General features: G+C 74.7%; 21 protein-coding genes. 9 read left to right on the top strand and 12 right to left on the bottom strand.

Annotated features, from left to right (window positions below):
- Positions 1-95 precede the first annotated feature (95 nt).
- The 5 genes from G7063_RS04185 to dapE form a co-directional block, all read right to left on the bottom strand.
- A complete protein-coding gene (locus G7063_RS04185) occupies positions 96-1,697 on the bottom strand; it encodes a M17 family metallopeptidase (protein WP_166413271.1) in 1,602 nt (533 codons plus the stop codon).
- A gap of 4 nt (positions 1,698-1,701) precedes the next feature.
- Positions 1,702-1,869 carry a DUF3117 domain-containing protein gene (locus tag G7063_RS04180; protein ID WP_166413270.1) on the bottom strand — a complete coding sequence of 56 codons (168 nt, stop codon included), beginning with the start codon at positions 1,867-1,869 and terminating at the stop codon, positions 1,702-1,704.
- A gap of 187 nt (positions 1,870-2,056) precedes the next feature.
- Positions 2,057-2,965 carry a dihydropteroate synthase gene (gene folP / locus G7063_RS04175; protein ID WP_166415190.1) on the bottom strand — a complete coding sequence of 303 codons (909 nt, stop codon included), beginning with the start codon at positions 2,963-2,965 and terminating at the stop codon, positions 2,057-2,059.
- A gap of 74 nt (positions 2,966-3,039) precedes the next feature.
- Positions 3,040-3,873, bottom strand: coding sequence for a TIGR00730 family Rossman fold protein (locus G7063_RS04170; RefSeq protein WP_166413269.1), 834 nt, complete (start codon positions 3,871-3,873; stop codon positions 3,040-3,042).
- Positions 3,874-3,926: 53 nt separating this feature from the next.
- Positions 3,927-5,045: a succinyl-diaminopimelate desuccinylase gene (gene dapE / locus G7063_RS04165; RefSeq protein WP_166413268.1), complete on the bottom strand. Its 1,119-nt coding sequence runs from the start codon at positions 5,043-5,045 to the stop codon at positions 3,927-3,929.
- 125 nt (positions 5,046-5,170) lie between these two features.
- On the opposite strand from dapE, the gene dapD reads away from it, so the two are divergent.
- Complete coding sequence (gene dapD, locus G7063_RS04160; protein ID WP_166413267.1) at positions 5,171-6,130, top strand: 2,3,4,5-tetrahydropyridine-2,6-dicarboxylate N-succinyltransferase; 960 nt, start codon at positions 5,171-5,173, stop codon at positions 6,128-6,130.
- Position 6,131: 1 nt separating this feature from the next.
- On the top strand, positions 6,132-7,067 hold the full coding sequence (locus G7063_RS04155; protein ID WP_206188206.1) for a hypothetical protein: 936 nt from the start codon (positions 6,132-6,134) through the stop codon (positions 7,065-7,067).
- Positions 7,068-7,104: 37 nt separating this feature from the next.
- Here G7063_RS04155 and G7063_RS04150 read toward each other — a convergent pair whose 3' ends face one another.
- Both G7063_RS04150 and G7063_RS04145 read right to left on the bottom strand, forming a co-directional pair.
- Positions 7,105-7,374, bottom strand: a complete 270-nt coding sequence (locus G7063_RS04150) for an anti-sigma factor (RefSeq protein ID WP_166413266.1) — start codon at positions 7,372-7,374, stop codon at positions 7,105-7,107.
- Positions 7,371-7,994 carry a sigma-70 family RNA polymerase sigma factor gene (locus G7063_RS04145; RefSeq protein ID WP_166413265.1) on the bottom strand — a complete coding sequence of 208 codons (624 nt, stop codon included), beginning with the start codon at positions 7,992-7,994 and terminating at the stop codon, positions 7,371-7,373. Before G7063_RS04145 ends, G7063_RS04150 begins: the two co-directional genes overlap by 4 nt.
- Positions 7,995-8,170: 176 nt before the next feature.
- Here G7063_RS04145 and G7063_RS04140 point away from each other — a divergent pair, with 176 nt between their 5' ends.
- The 4 genes from G7063_RS04140 (at position 8,171) to hisN (ending at position 11,976) form a co-directional block, all read left to right on the top strand.
- A complete protein-coding gene (locus G7063_RS04140; protein ID WP_166413264.1) occupies positions 8,171-8,638 on the top strand; it encodes a DoxX family membrane protein in 468 nt (155 codons plus the stop codon).
- A 59-nt stretch (positions 8,639-8,697) separates the two neighbouring features.
- Positions 8,698-10,041, top strand: a complete 1,344-nt coding sequence (gene aroA / locus G7063_RS04135) for a 3-phosphoshikimate 1-carboxyvinyltransferase (RefSeq protein WP_166413263.1) — start codon at positions 8,698-8,700, stop codon at positions 10,039-10,041.
- A gap of 5 nt (positions 10,042-10,046) precedes the next feature.
- Positions 10,047-11,087: a ribosome small subunit-dependent GTPase A gene (rsgA, locus tag G7063_RS04130; protein ID WP_166413262.1), complete on the top strand. Its 1,041-nt coding sequence runs from the start codon at positions 10,047-10,049 to the stop codon at positions 11,085-11,087.
- A 94-nt stretch (positions 11,088-11,181) separates the two neighbouring features.
- Positions 11,182-11,976, top strand: a complete 795-nt coding sequence (gene hisN, locus G7063_RS04125) for a histidinol-phosphatase (RefSeq protein WP_166413261.1) — start codon at positions 11,182-11,184, stop codon at positions 11,974-11,976.
- A gap of 48 nt (positions 11,977-12,024) precedes the next feature.
- Here hisN and G7063_RS04120 read toward each other — a convergent pair whose 3' ends face one another.
- The 3 genes from G7063_RS04120 to G7063_RS04110 are packed head-to-tail and all read right to left on the bottom strand — an operon-like array spanning position 12,025 to position 14,572.
- Complete coding sequence (locus tag G7063_RS04120) at positions 12,025-12,510, bottom strand: hypothetical protein (RefSeq protein ID WP_166413260.1); 486 nt, start codon at positions 12,508-12,510, stop codon at positions 12,025-12,027.
- 8 nt (positions 12,511-12,518) lie between these two features.
- Entirely contained in the window at positions 12,519-13,865 is a 1,347-nt protein-coding gene (locus G7063_RS04115) for a ParA family protein (RefSeq protein ID WP_166413259.1), read from the bottom strand.
- Positions 13,862-14,572, bottom strand: coding sequence for an SAF domain-containing protein (locus tag G7063_RS04110; protein ID WP_166413258.1), 711 nt, complete (start codon positions 14,570-14,572; stop codon positions 13,862-13,864). The genes G7063_RS04115 and G7063_RS04110 overlap by 4 nt, the downstream gene beginning before the upstream one ends.
- 121 nt (positions 14,573-14,693) lie before the next feature.
- On the opposite strand from G7063_RS04110, the gene G7063_RS04105 reads away from it, so the two are divergent.
- A complete protein-coding gene (locus G7063_RS04105; protein WP_166413257.1) occupies positions 14,694-14,894 on the top strand; it encodes a helix-turn-helix domain-containing protein in 201 nt (66 codons plus the stop codon).
- Positions 14,895-14,974: 80 nt separating this feature from the next.
- Here G7063_RS04105 and G7063_RS04100 read toward each other — a convergent pair whose 3' ends face one another.
- Positions 14,975-15,523, bottom strand: coding sequence for a hypothetical protein (locus G7063_RS04100; protein ID WP_166413256.1), 549 nt, complete (start codon positions 15,521-15,523; stop codon positions 14,975-14,977).
- A gap of 94 nt (positions 15,524-15,617) precedes the next feature.
- Between G7063_RS04100 and G7063_RS04095 the strand changes: the two genes are divergently transcribed.
- Both G7063_RS04095 and G7063_RS04090 read left to right on the top strand, forming a co-directional pair.
- Entirely contained in the window at positions 15,618-16,487 is an 870-nt protein-coding gene (locus G7063_RS04095) for a LysM peptidoglycan-binding domain-containing protein (RefSeq protein ID WP_166413255.1), read from the top strand.
- Positions 16,484-17,029 carry an Rv3235 family protein gene (locus G7063_RS04090; protein WP_166413254.1) on the top strand — a complete coding sequence of 182 codons (546 nt, stop codon included), beginning with the start codon at positions 16,484-16,486 and terminating at the stop codon, positions 17,027-17,029. Before G7063_RS04095 ends, G7063_RS04090 begins: the two co-directional genes overlap by 4 nt.
- Positions 17,030-17,134: 105 nt before the next feature.
- Here G7063_RS04090 and G7063_RS15435 read toward each other — a convergent pair whose 3' ends face one another.
- Positions 17,135-20,194, bottom strand: coding sequence for a glycosyl hydrolase 53 family protein (locus G7063_RS15435; RefSeq protein WP_304610654.1), 3,060 nt, complete (start codon positions 20,192-20,194; stop codon positions 17,135-17,137).
- Positions 20,195-20,401: the final 207 nt, after the last annotated feature.

Genomic DNA, 20,401 nt, shown 5'->3' with positions numbered 1-20,401 from the left:
TCCGCGGATGACGAACCCCTCCTGCACCGCGGTGCAGGAGGGATTCGTCGTCGGGCGTCAGTCCGAGGTACGTCAGTCGCGGGCCGCAGGCCGCTTCAGCTTCGTACCGAAAGCCGCTCGAGGGCGTCGAGCAGGAGACGCGCGCCGAATCCTGTCGCCCCCGCGGGGACCTCGTGCGAAGCCTTGTCCGCGTGCGCGGGACCGGCGATGTCGACGTGGGCCCAGGGCACGTCGCCGACGAAGCGTCGAAGGAAGAGCGCAGCGGTGATCGCGCCGCCGCCGCGCTCGTCGTTCGGCACGTTGCGCAGCCCGGTGACGGTCGAGCCGATGCGCTCGCCGTACTCGTCGACGAGCGGCAGGCGCCACACGGCCTCGCCGGTCGTCGCCGCCGCCTGCTCGATCGAGCCGGCGAGCGCGTCGTCGGTCGCGAGCAGCGCCGCTGTGCGCGGGCCGAGCGCGACGGCGGCCGCACCCGTGAGCGTCGCGACGTCGACGATCGCGTCGGGCGAGAACGTCGTCCGCGCCCACGCGAGGGCGTCCGCGAGCACGAGGCGCCCCTCGGCGTCCGTGTTGCCGACCTCGACGCGCGTGCCGTCGACCATCGTGAGGACGTCGGCGCGGCGGTAGGACGCTGCGCCGAAGTGGTTCTCGGCGAGCGGCAGCACCGCGGTGACGTGGAGCGGCAGCCGGGCCTCGGCGGCCGCGAGGACCGCCGCGAGCACGACGGCCGCGCCGGACATGTCGTTCTTCATCGTCACCATCGACGTGCGCGGCTTGATGTCGATGCCGCCCGTGTCGTACGTGATGCCCTTGCCGACGAGCACGACCCGCCGCGCGTCGGCGGGCGCGTCCTCGGGCGCGTAGGTGAGCGCGACGAGCTCCGGCGCGGACGCGGAACCCTGTCCGACGGCCGTGATGCCGCCGAAGCCGCCCGCAGCGAGCGCGGGGCCGTCGAGGCGCGTGACGGAGAGACCCGCGGCGTGCCCGAGGCGTTCGGCGACGTCGGCGAGCCATGCGGGGTTCTTGATGTTCGACGGGACCGTCGTGAGGTCGCGCACGAGCCAGGCGGCGCGCGAGGAGCGCACGGCCTCGTCGACCGCACGCTGCGCGTGGTCGCCGAGGAGCACGAGCTGCGCGGCCGGTTCGGTGCGGGGCGCGACGGTCGCAGCCGTCGGCGCGCGGTACGCGCCGAGCAGGTAGCCCTCGACGAGCGCCCGCTGGTCGGCGAACGTGTCGGTCCCGCTCGCGGTCGTCACGACGCGGCCGACGCCGCGCGTCACGCGCGCGATCGCGGCACCCGCTCGACGGAAGTCCTCGACGCGCGAGCGCCCGAGGCCGAGCAGGACGACACGCTCGGGCAGACCCGCCCAGGGAAGTGCGTCGGCGCCGCGGTGCGCGCGGGGCAGGTCGACGACGAGCGTCTCGCCGGCGCCGCCGTCGAAGCGCGCGCGCTCCGCGAGCTCGGAGAAGTCGACGCCGTACCGGAGCGCCGCGTCGATCATGCCGTGACGCGGCTCGAGGCCGTCCTCCTCCTCGGACCCAGGGGCCACGGGGAGGACGACGACCTCGACCTCGTCCTGCGTGAGGAACGTGCACTCGGCCAGCCGCCCGGCCGCGACGACGACCTCAGGAAGGTCGCGGTCGACGCTCCACGGGTCGACGACGGGTGCGGCCGTACGTGCAGGCGTGCGGGGCAAGGTGTCAGCCCACCACACCGTCGAGCGCGGCGCAGAGCTCGGCAGCCTCGCCAGCGTTGAGCTCGACGACGAGCCGGCCACCGCCCTCGAGCGGGACGCGCATGACGATGCCGCGGCCCTCCTTCGTCACCTCGAGCGGCCCGTCGCCGGTCCTCGGCTTCATCGCTGCCATGAGTGGCTCTCCCTTACGTTCGGTTGCGGCCGCCACCCGGGCGCCCGTACCTTCCCTCCCGCGCCGCAGCGCAGGTCGGAAGGCGTCCGTCAGGCGCCGAGGACGACGGATTCCTCCCCCATCTTAGGTCATGGGAGCGTCATGACGCCCCTCCCAGGGGTCCTGGAGGTTGTGCTGAGAGCGATGCTCACAACCCTCGGACGGCCGCGCGCGGAGCGAGGTCGCCCCGGATCGCGGCGACCATGTCGAGCGTCCGCCGGGTCGCGCGGACGTCGTGCGCACGGAACACGCGGGCGCCGCCCCACGCAGCGAGCGCGGTCGCGGCGAGCGTGCCCTCGAGCCGCTCGTCGACCGGGAGGTCGAGCGTCTCGCCGACGAAATCCTTGCGCGAGAGCGCCATGAGCACGGGGTGGCCGAGCGCGACGAGCGCAGGTGTGCGGCGCACGAGGCGCAGGGAGTCGACGGTGCGCTTGCCGAAGTCGTGCGTCGGGTCGACGAGCACGCCGAGCGGGTCGACGCCGCACGCGACGGCGCGGGCGGCGCCGGCCGCGAGCGTCGTCACGACGTCGTGGACGACGGCGTCGAGCGGGTCGGCGTCCGCAGGGGCATCGGGCGGCAGGTCGAAGCGGACGTCGTGCGGGTCGGTGCGGGGCGGCAGGCCACCCGTGTGGGAGACGACGACGGCGAGCCCGCGCCGGCCGGCGACCTCGACGAGCCCAGGATCGGCTCCCGCCCAGGTGTCGTTGAGGAGGTCCGCACCCGCGTCGGCGACGGCCTCGGCGACCTCGGCGCGCCACGTGTCGACGGAGAGGACGACCGTGTCACCGAGCTCGGCGCGCAGGCGCGCGACGAACGGCGCGACGCGGTCGATCTCCTCCGCCGGCGTGACCTCGGGGCCCACGCCCGCGCGCACCCCTCCGACGTCGATGATCTCCGCGCCGTCGCGCAGGGCACGCTCGACGGCCGCGAGCGCGACGTCGTCGTCGGCGTGCCGGGCCGACGGGAAGAACGAGTCCGTCGTCCTGTTGACGATCGCCATGACGGCGCCGCCGTGCACACCGACGTCCCGCCCCCGCACGCGCAGGGCCGGCGACATCGGTGCGAGCACGTCGAGCGAGGGTGCGAGCCGCTCCCAGGGCACGCCGGGCGCGGCGCCGTCAGGCAGGGCTGTCACGACGCGTCGCGTCGCCCGGCCGCCGCGGCCGAGGACTGGTCCTCGGCGAGGGACTCGAGCGCGGCCTCCTGGGCCGCACGGAGCTCGTGGTCGCGCGCGACGACGATCTCCACGGCGTCCTCGGCCGTGTCGACGATCTTCACGAGGTCGAGGTCCGCGGCCGAGATCATGCCGCGCTCGAGCACGGGGCCGCGCAGCCACTCCATCATGGGCGTCCAGTAGTCCGAGCCCACGAGGACGATCGAGAACTCGGTGACCTTGTGCGTCTGGACGAGCGTGAGCGCCTCGAAGAGCTCGTCGAAGGTGCCGAATCCGCCGGGCAGGACGACGAAGCCCGAGGCGTACTTGACGAACATCGTCTTGCGGGCGAAGAAGTAGCGGAAGTTCACGCCCAGGTCGACCCACTGGTTCATGCCCTGCTCGAACGGCAGCTCGATGCCGAGGCCGACCGAGACGCCGCCGGCCTCCGAGGCGCCCTTGTTCGCGGCCTCCATGATGCCGGGGCCGCCTCCCGTGATGACCGCGTAACCCTTCTCGACGAGGCGGTGGCCGACCTCGACCGCGAGCTCGTAGTCCGGGTGGCCGGGCTTGGTCCGGGCCGAGCCGAAGACGCTCATGGCTGGGCCGAGCTCCGCGAGCGCGCCGAAGCCCTCGACGAACTCCGACTGGATGCGCATGACGCGCCACGGGTCGCCGTGGACCCAGTCCGCGTCCCCGTCCTTCGCGAGGAGCCGCTGGTCCGTCGTCTGCTCGGGGATCTGACCGCGTCGCAGCAGGACAGGGCCCTTGCGGTAGCCGGTTCCGGGCTGGGAGATACCTTCGTCGCTCATGCCGTCCACACTAGGCGCAGCCACCGACGTTCGGGTGGACGTCGGGCGACGGTTCAGCGAGCGGACAGCCAGGCGAGCAGCGCGTCGAACGTCGCGGTCACCTGCGCCACGGGGCACCGCTCGTCGTCCTTGTGCGCGAGCAGGGGGTCGCCGGGCCCGAGGTTGACCGCCGGGATGCCGAGGGCCGAGAACCGCGCCACGTCCGTCCAGCCGAGCTTCGCCGTCGGCTCCCCGCCCGTCACCGCGAGAACCGAGGCGACGAGGTCCGCGACGAGCGGGTCGTCGAGCCCGGGCCGCGCGCCCTCCGCACCGTCGGTCCGCGTCACCTCGAAGCCGTCGAAGACCTCACGCACGTGGGCCTCGGCCTGCGCGAGAGAGAGCTCGGGCGCGAAGCGGTAGTTGACGGTGACGACGCACTCGTCGGGGATGACGTTGCCGGAGATGCCGCCGCGGATCCCCACGGCGTTGAGGCTCTCGCGGTAGGCGAGCCCGTCGACGTCGACGGTCCGCGGCGTGTACGCCGCGAGGCGCGCGAGCACCTCCGCGGCGTCGTGGATCGCGTTGTGCCCGGCCCAGGCGCGCGCCGAGTGCGCGGCGACCCCGCGCGTGCGGACCTCGACGCGCAGCGTGCCGTTGCAGCCGCCCTCGATCCCGCCCGACGTCGGCTCGCACAGCACCGCGACGTCGCCGCCGAGCCAGTCCGGGTGGTTCCGCACGAGACGGCCGAGGCCGTTGAGCGTCGCCGCGACCTCCTCGTGGTCGTAGAACACCCACGTGACGTCCGCCGCCGGGGCGACGTCCGCGCCGAGGCGCGCCGCGAGCGCGAGCTGCACCGCGACGCCCGCCTTCATGTCGACTGTGCCGCGCCCCCACAGCTCGGGCCCCTCCGGCCCGTCGACGACGCGCACGGGCAGGTTCGGCGGGTCCGTGAGCGGCACCGTGTCGAGGTGGCCCGCGACGACGACCCGCCGGCCGAGGCCCAGGTGCGTGCGCGCGACGACCGCGTCGCCGTCCCGCAGCACCTCGAGGTGACCGAGGCCGCGCAGCGCGGCCTCGACCGCGTCCGCGAGCAGTGCCTCGTCGCCCGACACCGACGGGACGTCGCACAGCGAGGCGACGAGCGCGGCGAGGTCGCCGCGCAGGTCGAGGACGGGGGCGGTCTGCGCGGTCATGCCTGAATGCTAGACCTGCGAGCCCCCCTGGATCCGGCGGGCGACCATGATCCGGGACGTGCAGGGATCGCGCAGGATGCGAGACGGCACCGGTCGATGTCCGACCCGCCCCCTAGGGTGGTCCCATGACCCAGACCTCCCGGAACGCCTGGGGTCTCGGCCTGGCGACGATCGCCGCCGACGGCTCCGTCCTCGACACGTGGTACCCCGCGCCGCGCCTCGGCCTGGCGCCGGACGATCCGTGGGCGGCCCCCCTCGCGGAGTCCCTGGGTGGCCTCGCGACGGCCGACGACGCACGACGCGTCCGGCGCGACGTCGTCGTGCGCTCGATCGACCTCGACGCCCCGCCGGCGGATGCGTCCGACGCGTACCTCCGCCTCCACCTGCTCTCCCACCGCCTCGTCGCGCCGGGCTCGATCGACCTCACGGGCGTCTTCGCGCTCCTGGCGAACGTCGTGTGGACAGACCGCGGCCCGTGCGCCGTCGACGGCTTCGAGGAGACCCGCCTGCGCCTCGCGGCGTCCGGGCCCGTCTCCGTGCTCTCCGTCGACAAGTTCCCGCGCATGGTCGACTACGTCCTGCCGACAGGCGTGCGCATCGCCGACGCCGACCGGGTGCGCCTCGGCGCGCACCTCGCCCCCGGCACGACCGTCATGCACGAGGGCTTCGTCAACTTCAACGCCGGCACGCTCGGCACCTCGATGGTCGAGGGTCGCATCTCGCAGGGCGTCACGGTGGGTGACGGCTCCGACGTCGGAGGCGGCGCCTCGATCATGGGGACGCTCTCGGGCGGCGGCACGACCGTCGTCTCGATCGGGCGGCGCACCCTCCTCGGCGCGAACGCAGGCCTCGGTATCCCGCTCGGCGACGACTGCGTCGTCGAGGCCGGCCTCTACGTCACGGCGGGCACCAAGGTGACGGTCCTCGGCCAGGAGTCCCCCGACGGCGGCGAGCTCGTCGTCAAGGCGCGCGACCTCGCGGGCCGCGACGGCCTGCTGTTCCGCCGGTCCTCGCTCACCGGCCGGGTCGAGGTCCTCGTCCGCGAGGGCGTCGGCGTCACCCTCAACGCGGCGCTGCACGCCTGACGTGACGTCACCCCGCACCTCGCGCACGTCGCGCCCCCTCACGAGGGCGCGACGTGCGCGGCGTGCCGTCCGCCGGACCCTCGTCGGCACGACCACCGTCGTCGCCCTCGCGGTCGGCGGGGTGTGGGCCGTCGGGAAGGTCCTCGACTCCCGACGCGCCGAGCCCGAGCCCCGGCACACGTGCTGGGCGAGCGTGAACGGCGACGACTGGTACCTCTCCCCCGAGCAGGCGCAGAACGTCGCGCTCTTCTCCGCGATGGCCACCGAGCGCGGGCTGCCCGCGCGCGCCGTGACGATCGCGACCGCGACCGCCCTGCAGGAGTCGTGGGCGACGAACATCGACTACGGCGACCGCGACTCCGTCGGGCTCTTCCAGCAGCGGCCCTCGCAGGGCTGGGGCACTGTCGAGCAGATCATGGACCCCGTCTACTCGACGGGGAAGTTCTACGACGGCCTCGTCAAGGTCCGCGACTACACGAAGCTCGAGGTCACGGTCGCGGCCCAGACGGTCCAGCGCTCAGCGTTCCCCGACGCGTACGCGAAGCACGAGGGCAAGGCCCGCGCCTGGGCGTCCGCGCTCGCTGCCCAGGACGGCACGACGCTCACGTGCGAGCTGCGACCCTCGCTGCCCGGCGGCGACCCCCAGGCGTTCGCCGCGCGCGCCGACCGCGACTGGCCGTCGGCCTCCGTGACGGCCGACGCGACGACGCGCACCGTCCGCATCTCACCCGGGAAGCTCGGCGCCGACGACGGCCGCACGCTCACGCGCCTCGCGCGCTGGGCGGTCGCCGTCGCCGACGAGGGACAGGTCGTCCAGGTCGCCGTGGGCGACCAGGTCTGGGAGCGCTCGACGTCGTCGTGGCGCACAGTGACGCCTTCGGAAGGCACGTCACCGTCGTCGAAGGCCGACGCGGTCACCGTGACGCTGGCGCCCTGAAGCCGCAGGTTCCCCGCGGCTCAGCAGGAGCCGCGCGTCAGAACCCCGTGCGCCACACCGCGATCTGCGTGCTGATGCGCACGCGCAGCGACTCCGGGGCGCGCTCGCAGCACGAGCGACGCAGGACGACGCGCATGATCTCCTCGATCTCGAGCACGCCGAGCTCGGGCGCGACCTCGGCGACGCTCGCGCGCAGGTCCGCCGCGTCCGCCACGGTCATGCCGGACCTCAGGTAGTCCTCGACATGGCCGATGACCTCGGCACACTCCTCGCCGTCGAGCGGACGCCCGTCGGGAGCCTGGCTCATGACTCCTCCTGCTTCCCTGCGGGCAGGAGCCCGCGCTCGGCCGCGTACCCCGCGAGGAGCGTGCGCAGCTGCGCGCGTCCCCGGTGCAGGCGCGACATGACGGTGCCGATGGGCGTGCCCATGATCTCGGCGATCTCCTTGTACGGGAACCCCTCGACGTCGGCGAGGTAGACCGCGATGCGCCGGTCCTCGGGGAGCGCCGCGAGCGCGTCCTTGACGTCGGAGTCGGGCAGCGCGTCGAGCGCCTCGACCTCGGCCGAGCGCAGGCCCGTCGACGTGTGCGACGCGGCACGAGCGATCTGCCAGTCCTCGATGTCGTCGGTCTGCGACTTCTTGGGCTCGCGCTGCTGCTTGCGGTAGGTGTTGATGAACGTGTTCGTGAGGATCCGGTACAGCCACGCCTTGAGGTTCGTGTCGGGGCGGTACTGGTGGAACGCCGCGAACGCCTTGGCGAAGGCCTCCTGCACGAGGTCCTCGGCGTCGGTCGGGTTGCGCGTCATGCGCAGCGCGGCGCCGTAGAGCGCGTCGAGGTGCCCGAGCGCGTCGCGCTCGAAGCGCGCACGACGCTCGGCGTCGGTCTCGTCCGCGGGGGCGCGGCGGGTGTCGTCGGTCTCGTCCATCAGAGCCAAGCCTAACGGCGGCAGTGCGCGCGGCGCCGTCGGCGGGGCGACGGCGTCCACGACGGGACGGGGAGGGGCGGAGCAGCTCACACCCGGTCAACGTCGCGACACCCCCGGGCATTCCCCGGGGCGATACCGTGGGGTGTCGCCGCACGTCCCGGTCGAAGGAGCCCTCCATGCTGGTCCGTCGTCTCGCCCGCCCGATGCTCGCGTCCTGGTACGTCCACGACGGTCTCGACGCGGTGCGCGCACCTGCCCCGCACGTCGCCGTCACCCGGCCGGTCGCTGACCGCGTGACGTCCGCGCTCGGCCGCGACCCGCTGCCCGACCGCACGCTCGCGTGGGCCGTGCGCGCCCACGGCGCCGCGACGATCCTCGCGGGAGTGGGCCTCGCGCTCGGCCGTGCCCCGCGCTCGAGCGCCGCGGCCCTCGCAGCGCTCACGCTGCCCCTCGTCGTCGCGCAGCAGCCGTTCACGTCGCCGCGCAAGATCGACCGCGAGCGCGTCGGGCCGTTCGTCCACGCGCTCGGCGGCACCGGCGCCGCGATCCTCGCCGCGGTCGACCTCGAAGGTCGGCCCGGGGTCGCGTGGCGCGTCGACAAGGCCCGACGCGACCGCGCGGACCGCGCGACGCAGGAGGACTGAGCCGTCTCGCGGCCCGGCCCCGCCCGGTCCGCCCGTCGCGGCTCCGATAGCCTGACGGCATGACCTCCTCGACGCCGAACGCCCCCGTGCCCGACGCCGCTCGCGACCTGTCGACCGACCCTGCCTGGGCCGCTCCCGTCGCCGTGGCGCCGCTCGACGCGACTGTCGACGTCCCCGGTTCGAAGTCGCTCACCAACCGCTACCTCGTGCTCGCGGCCCTCGCCGACGGCCCGAGTGTCCTCAAGGGCGCGCTGAGCAGCCGCGACACGCTCCTCATGGCGCAGGCGCTGCGCGAGCTCGGCGTCGGCATCGAGGTCGACGGCACGACGTGGCGCGTCGTGCCGGGCGACCTCCGTGGCCCGGTGTCGATCGACTGCGGCCTCGCGGGCACGGTCATGCGCTTCCTGCCGGCGGTCGCGGCGCTCGCCGACGGCGCCGTGCGCTTCGACGGCGACGCGGGCGCCCGCGTGCGCCCCATGGGCCCCGTCCTTGCGGGCCTGCGCAACCTCGGCGTGCCGGTGACGGCCGACGACGGCTCCGTGCCGTCGACCCTCCCCTTCACGGTCGAGGGTCGCGGCGGCGTCGTCGGCGGTGCTGTCGACGTCGACGCGAGCGCGTCGAGCCAGTTCGTCTCGGGCCTGCTCCTCGCGGGCGCGCGCTTCGACCGCGGCCTGCGGCTGCGGCACGTCGGTGCGGCGCTGCCGAGCCTCCCCCACATCGAGATGACAGTCGACGTCCTGCGCGGCGCGGGCGTCGAGGTCGACGACTCGACGCCGTCGACGTGGGTCGTCGCCCCGGGCCCGATCGTCGCGCGCGACGTGCGTGTCGAGCCCGACCTCTCGAACGCGAGCCCGTTCCTCGCCGCCGCGCTCGTCGCGGGCGGCACCGTGCGGGTCTCGGGCTGGCCGACGGAGACGACGCAGCCGGGCGCGCTCGTGCCAGAGCTCTTCGAGCAGATGGGTGCGCGCACGCGCCGCGTGGGCGACGCCCTCGAGGTGACGGGCACGGGCCGCATCCGCGGCCTCGACGTCGACCTTCACGCCGCGGGCGAGCTCACGCCGACGGTCGCGGCGCTCGCCGCCCTCGCGGAGACCCCGAGCCGCCTGCGCGGCATCGCGCACCTCCGTGGCCACGAGACCGACCGTCTCGCGGCTCTCGTCACCGAGATCAACCGCCTCGGCGGTCGTGCGACGGAGACCGAGGACGGGCTCGCGATCGAGCCTGCCGAGCTCCACGGGGGCACCGTCGAGACGTACCACGACCACCGCATGGCGACGTTCGGCGCGATCCTCGGCCTGCGCGTCCCGGGCGTCCTCGTCGAGGACGTCGCGACGACCGCGAAGACCCTGCCCGACTTCACGGGCATGTGGGACGCGATGCTCGCGGCGACGGCACGGGGCTGAGCCGCATGAGCCCACGGCAGCGTGACGAGTCCGACTTCCGCTCGCGCCCCTCGCGGCGCGGCTCGCGGCCGCGCACCAAGCAGCGGCCCGAGCATGCGGACGCGGAGCGCGGCCTCGTCACGGGCGTCGACCGCGGGCGCTACACGCTGCTCCTCGACGAGGACGGCCCCGACGAGCGCGTCGTCACCGCGATGAAGGCGCGCGAGCTCACGCGCTCGCGCGTCGTGTGCGGCGACGCCGTCGACGTCGTGGGCGACACGAGCGGCGAGGACGGCTCCCTCGCACGCATCGTCCGCATCGCCGAGCGCACGTCGGTGCTGCGCCGCACGGCCGACGACACCGACCCCTACGAGCGGATCGTCGTCGCGAACGCCGACCAGCTCGTCATCGTCACGGCGCTCGCCGACCCGGAGCCGCGCCCGCGCATGATCGATCGCTGCGTCGTCGCCGCGTACGACGCAGGCATGGACGTCCTGCTGTGCCTGACGAAGTCCGACCTCGCCTCCCCCGACGCGCTGCTCGCGCTCTACGAGCCGCTCGGCGTCGAGGTCGTCGTGACGCGCCGCGACGACGCCGGCGGCGTCCCCGCGGCGGACGCCGTGCGGGACCGCCTGCGGGGGCGCACGTCCGTGCTCGTCGGGCACTCGGGCGTCGGCAAGTCGACGCTCGTCAACGCGCTCGTCCCGGGCGCCGCGCGTGCGACCGGGCGCGTCAACGACGTCACGGGCCGCGGCCGGCACACCTCGACGAGCGCCGTCGCGCTGCGGCTGCCCGGCGCCGAGGGCTGGGTCATCGACACCCCGGGCGTGCGGTCCTTCGGCCTCGCGCACGTCGAGCCCGCGACGATCCTCGCGGCGTTCGACGACCTCGCCGAGGCCGCCGAGGAGTGCCCGCGCGGATGCACCCACCTCACTGATGCTCCCGACTGCGAGCTCGACACGTGGGTCGCGGCCGTCACCGAGGATCCTGCCGAGCACGCATGGCGTGCGCGTCGCCTCGACTCCTTCCGCCGCGTGCTCGCGGCCCGCACGGGCGCAGCCGAGTAGCGACGCACGACGGCGGCCCCGGGTACCAGGAACGCCTCGGTCCGCACGGCGGGCCGCGGCGCCTGCCGTGGCCGCGTCCCGCTAGCGTGAGGGCATGACTCCGCAGGCCACGTACGACGACGACCTCCGCCTCGCGCACGCGATCGCCGACCAGGTCGACGCGCTGACGATGTCACGCTTCAAGGCGCTCGACCTGCGTGTCGAGACGAAGCCCGACCACACACCGGTCTCCGACGCCGACAAGGCCGCGGAGGACCTCGTCAAGGGCCTCCTGTCGCGCTCGCGCGGCCGCGACGCGTTCCTCGGCGAGGAGACCGGAGCGACCGGCCACAGCTCGCGGCAGTGGGTCGTCGACCCGATCGACGGCACGAAGAGCTACGTGCGCGGCGTGCCCGTGTGGGCGACGCTCATCGCGCTGCTCGTCGACGGCGAGCCCGTCGTCGGCCTCGTGAGCGCTCCCGCGCTCCAGCGCCGCTGGTGGGCCGCCCGCGGCACGGGCGCCTGGTCGGGGCGTTCGCTGTCCGCCGCGACGCGCCTGCGCGTCTCGGGCGTGAGCAACCTCGAGGACGCGTCGTTCTCGTACTCGAGCCTCACCGGCTGGCAGCAGATCGACCGGCTCACGGGCCTGCTCACGGTCTCGGACTCCGTGTGGCGGACACGCGCGTACGGCGACTTCTGGTCGTACATGCTCGTCGCCGAGGGCGCGGTCGACGCCGCAGCGGAGCCCGAGCTCTCGCTGCACGACATGGCGGCCCTCGTGCCGATCGTCACGGAGGCAGGAGGCCGCTTCACGTCGCTCGCGGGCGTCGACGGGCCGCACGGAGGCAACGGGATCGCGACCAACGGCCTCCTCCACGACGCGTTCCTCGAGCACCTCGGCACGGACTGACGTCCTGCGGGTGTGGGAACCGGCCGCCCGGCCGGCCCTCGTCGCGGCTCAGCGCGGGATGTCGTCGAGCTCGGTCCCGTCGTACCAGAGCAGGTCGCGCTCGACGAGCCGCTCGACCGCAGCGTCGTCGCCCGCAAGGGTCGCGACGACGTCGACGGCGGCCTCGGGCTCGTCGACGTGCGCGCACACGAGCGTCGCTCCCACGACAGCCGCGACGAGGTCGACGGCGCTCGGCGTGAGGATCGCCGCGTCGCCGGGCGCGTCGACGACGACGTCGTCGGGCACCTCGAGCGTGAGGACGAGCCGTAGCCTCGGTGCCTGCGGCGCGAGCGCGAGCGCCCCGAGGGAGTCGTCGGCGGCCGCGAGGTGCGCCGAGTACTCGAGCCCCTCCTGGTCCTCCTCGGGCAGCGCCGCCGCGAGCGCGGCCGTCACCGTGTGGGCGCGGCCGGGCGCGAGGTCGAGCGTCGTGCGACCGCCCGCGGCGGACCGGGCGCCGACGAGGTGCTCGAGCGTGGCGGGCAGGTAGATGCGCATGGGTCCAGTCAACCACCGCTGCGGGCACCCGCAGCGGCGGCGTGCCGCTCGAGCCCGGCACGACGCCGTGCCAGCACCTCCTCCGCGAGCGCCACGTACACGCGCCGCACGGGAGAGCCCGGCGCGTGCTCGGCGAGGGTCCCGCCCTCGAGGAGCGCGGTGTCGTGCGCAGCGACGTCGTCAGGCACGACGTGGTCGGGTCGGACCCCGGCGTACCGCGCGAGCGCGTCCCCGAGAACCGAGGCGGGGCGTCCTCCCGTGACCGACGCGCGCGCCCGCGTGAGGACGAGGAGGCGGTCGCGCGTGAGCGCGGGGATCTCCCCGAGGTCGCCGAGCCCGTGGACGAGCCGCTGCACCGCGACCGGGTCCGCGCCACCGACGATGACGATCGTGTCCGCGGCCGCGAGCGCGGAGAGCGTCGCCGCGTTGCGCTGCGGCGCACGCGTATCGTAGCTGAGTGCCTCGTCGTGCTCGAGCGGTGCCGCGACGTCGACGACGACGATGTCGGCGAGCTCCCTCGCCGAGAGCCATACCGCCTCGAGGGCTGCGCCCGAGAGCTCGGGCCAGCGCGCCGCGCGCGCGATGCCGGTCAGGACGTGGAGCAGCCCGACCGGCGGGGCGAGGCCCGAGAGCACCCCCACGTCGAGCCTGCCCTGGCCCGCGGCGCGGACGGCGAGCGCGAGCCCGGAGGACTCGTCGAGCAGCGCGAGGTGCTGCGCGACCGACGGCGCGTGCGAGTCGGCGTCGACGAGCAGGACGCGCGGGGTCTCGTGGCCGATCTGCCGCGGCCTGTGGGCGGCGAGCTCGGCGGCGAGGTTGACGGCCGTCGTCGTGCGGCCGGGTGATCCCGGTGGTCCCCACACGACGACGAGGTGCCCGGGCGCCCGGCGTGGGTCGGCCCCGAGCGCCCCTGACGGGTCGTCGGCCGTCGTCGCGGGCTCGGCCATCGGTGCCGGCGTCGCGGTGCGGCGCGCTGCCGCGCCGAGACGCTCGCCGAGCGCGTCGTCGAGGAGCGTCGTCGGCAGGACGAGGTCGACACCGAGCGCCCATGCCCGCGCTGCCTCGGCCGCTCCGTCGTCGTCGACGGACTCGACGAGCGCGACGACGACGGCGCCGCACGCCTGGGCGCGCGCGACCGTGTCCCGGTCGAGCCGGTCGCCGGCCGACCTCTCGACGCTCACGAGCACGACCTCCCCCGTGCCGGACTCGAGCAGGCCGAGCATCTCGACGAGGTGCGCGCAGCGCCGCACGAGGCGCACGGGCGCTCGCGTCCCCGCAAGAACCGTCGCGACGACGTCCTCGTGGTCCGCGCCGACCGCGCACAGGACGTCGCGCGGGCGCACGGCGCTGCTCACGGCGTGCCCGTCGCAGGGGCTGCCGCGGGTGCGGTGGCGGGGCCCGGCTGCGGCCCGACGGCCGCCGCGACGATCGCGAGGTCGCCCTCCGCCGCGAGCGCACCGAGGACCGTCGGCAGGTCGGCGTCACCGACGCGCACCTCGACCGTGGTCCCGGGGCCGAGGCCGCTGCCGAAGGCCCCGGACTCCGTCGCGACGGCCGTGACGTCGAGCCCCTGCGCGACGGCGTGGGGCGCGGTCGCCTCCTTCCCTGCAGGGTCGGGCGCCGGCAGGAGCCAGACATCGACGAGCCCACCGACCCGGACGTCCCCGGGAAGAGGCCCCGAGAGCGGGATCGCGACGGTCCGCAGGCCCGCCTCGGCCCGCGTGACGAGCAGCGTTCCGGGAACGAGCTCGCCCGCGCGCACCGGGCGGGCGAGGACGGCACCGGCGACCGCGTCGTCGCTGCCGAGGTACCGCTCGCCCGTCGGGCCGAGCGCGACCTCGACGGGACGCAGGTCCGCGTCGGTGAGGACGTGCCCCGCGGGCAGGTCCGTGACGGCGGCCAGCACGGGCACGGTCTGCCGTGCGGCACGGACCGTCCACGACCCGAGCGCGACCGAGCCCGCCACGAGGAGCACCCCGACGACGAGGCGCGGGTCCTTCCACCCGGGACGTTGCAGTCGGGGTGCCTGAGCGGGTACGCCGGTCGCGGCTGGTCGGTTCACGGGACTCCCTCACCGAGGTTGGACATTCGGTGACATCTTTCCCGGAACCGCCGCTCACGCAACCGGGACGGTCGCCTGTGGACAGCCGTGGGACGCCAGGTCCCCATGGTTGGATGTCCGCATGGCACCCCGGTTCATCACCCTCGCGGACGTCGCGACCGAGCTCGCGATCAGCGCCGACCAGGCGTACGCACTCGTGCGGTCGGGCGACCTCCCCGCGATCCAGATCGGCGGACGCGGCCAGTGGCGCATCGAGGTGGCCGAGCTCGACAAGTTCGTCGCCCGCAAGTACGAGGAGACGAAGGCCCGGCTCCAGGGCTGAGCCTGCGCCGGACGGCACCGCCGCCTGGCCCCGCCCCGCCACGGACGGCCTGGGCGCAGCGGCTCCGGGCGTCCTGACGCTCAGCGCACCTGGTCCGCGACGAGCACGATCGCCCCGACGGGGACCACGGTGCGGAGCGCCCCGTCCGGCCCGCCCCGCTCGCCCCATGCGGGCGCGGCGACGAGATCGACGTGGTCCGCGCCGACCCGTTCGACGCGTCCCGCGAGCGACGTGTGGCGCGTCCGCACGTGGACGATCGTCCTGTCCCGCGCGAGCCCCCGCAAGACGTGCCCGAGCGACAGCCGCGAGGCGACCCCCTCGACGGGCCCGGCCGATCCGGGCCCGAGCCCCTGGACGTGGTCGACCGCGTGGAGCGGGACGACGACCTGGTGCCCGGCGATGCTGAGCAGCACCCACTCGAGCGCGACGTCCTCGACCCGGCCTGTCACCGGGTCACCCGAGCAGACGTGGAGCGTGACGTCCCGCCCGGTCGCGCTGCGCAGCCGGTCGACGAGCGTCGACCCGGCCGCGTAGGCGCGCGTGAGCTCGGCGACGTCGGCGTCGCGCACCGCACGGTCGTCGGCATCGAGGCGGGCGGAGAGGTCGGCGATGAGGTGCGTCCAGCGCATGTGGACACGCTAGCGACGACCTCACAGATGCGCGCGGCGTCCACATCGCGGCGTTCGGGTGGACAGGACGAAGCACCCGGTGTTCCATCAAGTCATGCCGACGCCCATCAAACAGCATCAAAACCCATCGAAGCCGATCGACACGCAGCGCCGTCGAAGGTCCGTGCCGGCCGCGCTGCGAGCCGTCATCGTCGCGGCGCTCCTGCTCGTCGTCGCTGCGGCGCTCGCGCTCTCCGTGGTGGCGGCTCTGGGTGCGGACGACATCCCGAGCGGTGCGGTGCGGGCCGCCGTCGGCCTCCTCGGTGCGCTCGTCGCGCTGCGCGCCGCGGCATGGTCGCTCGTCGCCGCCGCCGTCTGCCTCGCCGACGGCACGGGCCGCGCGGCCCGTCGCGCCGAGGCGGCTCTGCGCGCCCGCGCCCCTGTCCTCGCCCGCCAGCTGCTCGTGGGTGCCGCCGGCGCGTCCCTCGTCCTCGCGCCGCTCCCCGCCTCCGCGGTCTCCCTGAGCCCGGACGTCGCGGCACCGCCGCCCGCCGCGGTCGCCGTGGGCGCCTCCGCGACGGACGTCCTCGCCTGGCCGGTCGCCGCCACCCAACGCGCCGCGTCGACCTCGCAGCCTGCGGACCCCGCGGCGTCAGGCCGTCCGCACACCTCGAAGGCCCCTGGCACGTCGGCTGCGCGCAAGCCGCCAGAGGCGCGCAAGCCGTCGGCGGAGCACGGGTCGTCGGGCGGACGCGTCGTCGTGCGTCCGGGCGACACGCTCTGGGGCCTCGCCGCCGCGGCACTGCCCTCCGCGACCGATGCCGACCTCGTCGCGGCCTGGCCTGTGCTCCACGCGCTCAACCGCGAGGCGATCGGCCACGATCCCGACCTCCTGCAGCCGGGCACCGAGCTGCGCCTCCCGACCGTCGACGCCGACGGCCGCACGTTCCGCACGACCGACAGCGACCTCCCGGAGACACGATGACGACGACGATGCTCAGCCCCGCCCGCCACGGCCGGACCTTCGCCCCGCGGGAGCCCGCTCCCCCGCGCGGACGGCCCGCAGCTCCGCCCGTCGTACCGACGACCGCGCCGCGGATCAGGCCCGAACCGTTCTCCGCGACCGCCGCACCGCGCGAGCGCACCGGACCTGCACCTGCGCTCCCCGTCCCCGCCCATGTCGCGGGCCGTACGGCCGGTCGACCAGGTGACCCGACGGCCCTCGCCTGCTCGATCACCCAGGCGGTCGTCGAGGCGCTGCGCGGGGTGCGCCCGCTCGCCCAGCTCACGCGGTGGCTCGCGCCCGAGATCCACGCGGCGCTCGCCCGGCGGTGCAGCGTGACGCTCGCGGAAGGCCCCGGCTCGACGCGACCCGCGCGCGTCCGCAGGGCGCGTGTCCACCGCGTCGACGACCGGGCTGCCGAGGCCACCGTCGTCATCGAGGACCTCGACCGCGTCCGCGCGGCCGCGCTGCGCCTCGAGCACGTCCGCGGGGCATGGCGCGTCACGGCTCTCGTCCTGGGCTGACCGCCCGCGTCCGCCCGTCAGGTCCCGACGCAGGCGGCCCCGCCACCCCCGGAGGGGTGACGGGGCCGGGTCCGTACTGGCAGGGCTCGGGAGCCTCGACCGCGGTCAACGCACGCGCACGACCGTAGGCCTCTTGGTGACCTTCACCTTGACCATGATCGTGCGCTCAGCGACGTTCCTGCTGCTCGGGAGCCGCACGCTGAGCGTGTGCTTCCCCGCCGGGAGGCTCGTCAGCCGGATCTTCGCGACGCCCTTGACGACCTTGGCGCGTCCGATCGTGCGGCCCTTGACCTTGACCGTCACGTACGAGCTCGTCGGCAGACCAGGGGCAGCGACGCGGACGACGAGCCAGTTCGACCTGACAGACGCCGACATCGACGGACGTGCCTTCGCCACGACGAGACGGACCGTGGCAGAGCGGCCGGCGACCGTGGTCCGCGACCCGCTGTAGACCGCGCGGAGGCTGTGGGTGCCGACCGCGAGGTTCTTCGGGAGCCTGACCGTGGCGCGACCCGTCGACCCGCTCACCACGAGGCGTGCCGAGGCGATACGACGCGAGCCGTCATAGATCCCCACCGTGCCCGACGGGGCCGCCGTCGCGCCGACGACCCTGACCTTCACCTGGGTCGTCGCGCCGTAGGAGATGCGTGACCGCGCCGGCACGAGAGACACCGTGACCTTCGACGGGACGACGGGCGGAGCCGTCGTCGGAGGAGCCGTCGTAGGCGGCGCCGTCGTCGGAGGAGCCGTCGTGGGCGGCGCCGTCGTCGGAGGAGCGGTCGTGGGCGGCGCCGTCGCGGGCGGAGCCGTCGTCGGCGGAGCCGTCGTCGGCTCGGGAGTCGTCGGCTCGGGCGTGGGCTCCGCACCGACGACGACGCGCACCGTCGTGCTCGGGGCGGTCGCCGAGTTCGTCGGCACCGAGGCCGCCGCCTGGACGACGAGGTCCTGCGTGCCTGACGTTCGCGCGTCGAAGCCGGTCACGGTGAACTCGCCGGCCGCGAGCCGTCGGGAACCGCCGGCCGCGAGCGTCCCCGTCACCGTGACGGTCGCGGGGTCGAAGGACTCGCCGAACGCGTAGTCCGTGCGGGAGACAGTCGCCGTGATCGCGGTGACGTACCCGACGAGTCCGTCGAGCGACTCGGTGAGCAGCGTCGTCGCCGCGAGGACCGTGGCCTCGTCAGCCGCGGAGCCCGCGAGGACGACGCGGCCGATCTCGAGCGCAGCACCGACGGGCGCGAAGGACGCGACCGTCCAGTCGGCCGCGCGGAGCGCGTCCGCACGTGCGACGACCTCCGCGAGCGACGTCGTGTCGGCGCCCGGCGCCGCGGTCTCGACGAGCGAGGCCGCGTCGAGCCACGCCCACCCGCCCGCGGTGAAGGTGCCGCGCAGCCCGACGGTCGCGGTGCCCGAGTCGCCCACGATGACCTCGACCGAGGGGCGGTCGTACTGCTGCCAGCCGAGCAGGTGCGCGGGGGCTGTCGTCGTCACGCCCTCGGACGTCGCGAAGACCTCCTGCGTGCCGTCGCTGCCGCTGCCGTGGAGCGGCAGGGTGAACGTGTAGCTGCCTGCGGGCAGCCCTGTGACGACCTGCTCGACGCCGTAGGCGCCGCCGGTGGCCGAGTAGAAGTTGAGGGCGTAGGTTCCCTCGATCTGGTTGCCGGCCTCCCGCTTCACCGTGCCGCCCGTCGTCGTCCACGGGGCGAGCGCGCCCGTCTCGAAGCTCGGGTTGGCGAGGTGCTCGGTGGTCGGGTCCGTGAGGGTGATCGTCGCGACCGCGTCGATCCCCGAGGCCGTCGTGCCGGTCACCGTGAAGGTGCCCGCGCCGCGGATCCAGTCCTGTGCACCCGACCACGTGACGTCGACGAGCTCGCTCGTCGTGTCCGCGTAGACGAGCGTCACCTGCGCGGGCAGCTCGACCGGCGTGCCGGCCACGCCCGTGACGGCGACGGGGGTCACCGACTGCGGCGTGTGCGCGGCGACCGCGCCCGTGCGGGCGTAGCGGAAGACGTTGAGCGACTCGAGCGGCGTGCCGTCGTCGGCGAACAGCGACTGGTTGTCCCACGCCGAGCCGCCGAACCACTTCCCGGCGTCGTCCGGGTCGTACTCCCCCGCGTAGCTCGCGGCCCAGCCCGAGCCGTCGCGCTCCCAGAGGACCTTGTTCGCCTCGAGCTGCGAGGCCGGGCCCACGGGCAGCCACGCGGGCTCCCAGTAGAAGACGCCGAGGCCCTTGCCGCCGGGGACGGCGTTGACGGCCGCCACGACGTCGCGCACCGCCGTCGCCTGGCCCTGCACCGAGATCGGGTACTGGGCGAACGCGGTCTTGATGACGTTCTCGTGCCCGTCGCCGTCGGCGAGCGTGCGGGCCCACGAGGTCTCCATGACGGCGACCTCCTTGCCGTACGTCGCCGCGACCGTCGAGAGGGTCGACGTGAGGTTCTCGAGCGACCCGTGCCAGAACGGGTAGTACGAGCTGCCGAAGACGTCGTAGTCGACGCCGTTGTCCTGCAGACCCTTGGCGTAGCCCGGGTACGTGCCGCGCTCGGGGTTCGTGAAGTGCACCGCGACCTTGGCGTCAGGCGTCACCTCGCGCACCGCGCGGGAGCCGGCGCTGAAGATCTTCGCCATGTTCGCCATGCCGGTGACGCCGGCGACGCCGTTGTTCGTCTCGTTGCCGACCTGGACCATGTCGACGTCCGCGCCGGCCGCCTCGATCGTCGTGAGAGCGTCGCGCGTGAACTCGTAGGTCGCGGTCGCCTTCTCGTCGACCGAGAGGGACGCCCACGCCTTGGGCGCCTTCTGCTTGCCGGGGTCGGCCCAGAAGTCGGAGTAGTGGAGGTCGACGAGCAGGTCGAGCCCGGCCGACGTCGCCCGCCGGCCGATCTCGGCCGCGGCCGCGACGTCGTTGTTGCCGCCTCCGTAGCCGTGACCGTCGGCCGTCCACGGGTCGTTCCAGACGCGCACCCGCACCCACGTGACGCCTGCGTCCGCAAGGGTCACGAAGAGGTCCGCCGGCTGACCGGCCGCGTCGCGGAACACGACGCCCGACGCCTCGAGCGCGAGGACGCTCGAGACGTCGACGCCGTTGATGAAGTCCTCGCGCAGGCCGTCGACCTTCGCGACCGTGATGCCTGCGGCGACCGGGCCGTCGTCGGCGGGTGCCGCCACGGCGGTAACGTGTGTGATGAGCAGCGCTGCCACGGCCGTCGTGGCGACGGCCGCCCTTCGGGCAGCTGCTCCGAGAGGTAGCACCATCGCTTCCTTTCGTCGGGGCCCGCGCTGACGGGCCCTGCCGGCCGTGGGGGTTGCCGCCCCCACGGCCGGACTTACCGGATGTGTGGTTGTGGTGGAACGGACGAGCACGGCCGCCCGCGG

It is taken from the genome of Sanguibacter sp. HDW7 (assembly GCF_011300875.1).
In the GTDB taxonomy this organism is placed as follows: domain Bacteria; phylum Actinomycetota; class Actinomycetes; order Actinomycetales; family Cellulomonadaceae; genus Flavimobilis.
Note: the sequence above shows the minus strand (reverse complement) of the source record. Positions and strands in the feature narration are given on the sequence as shown.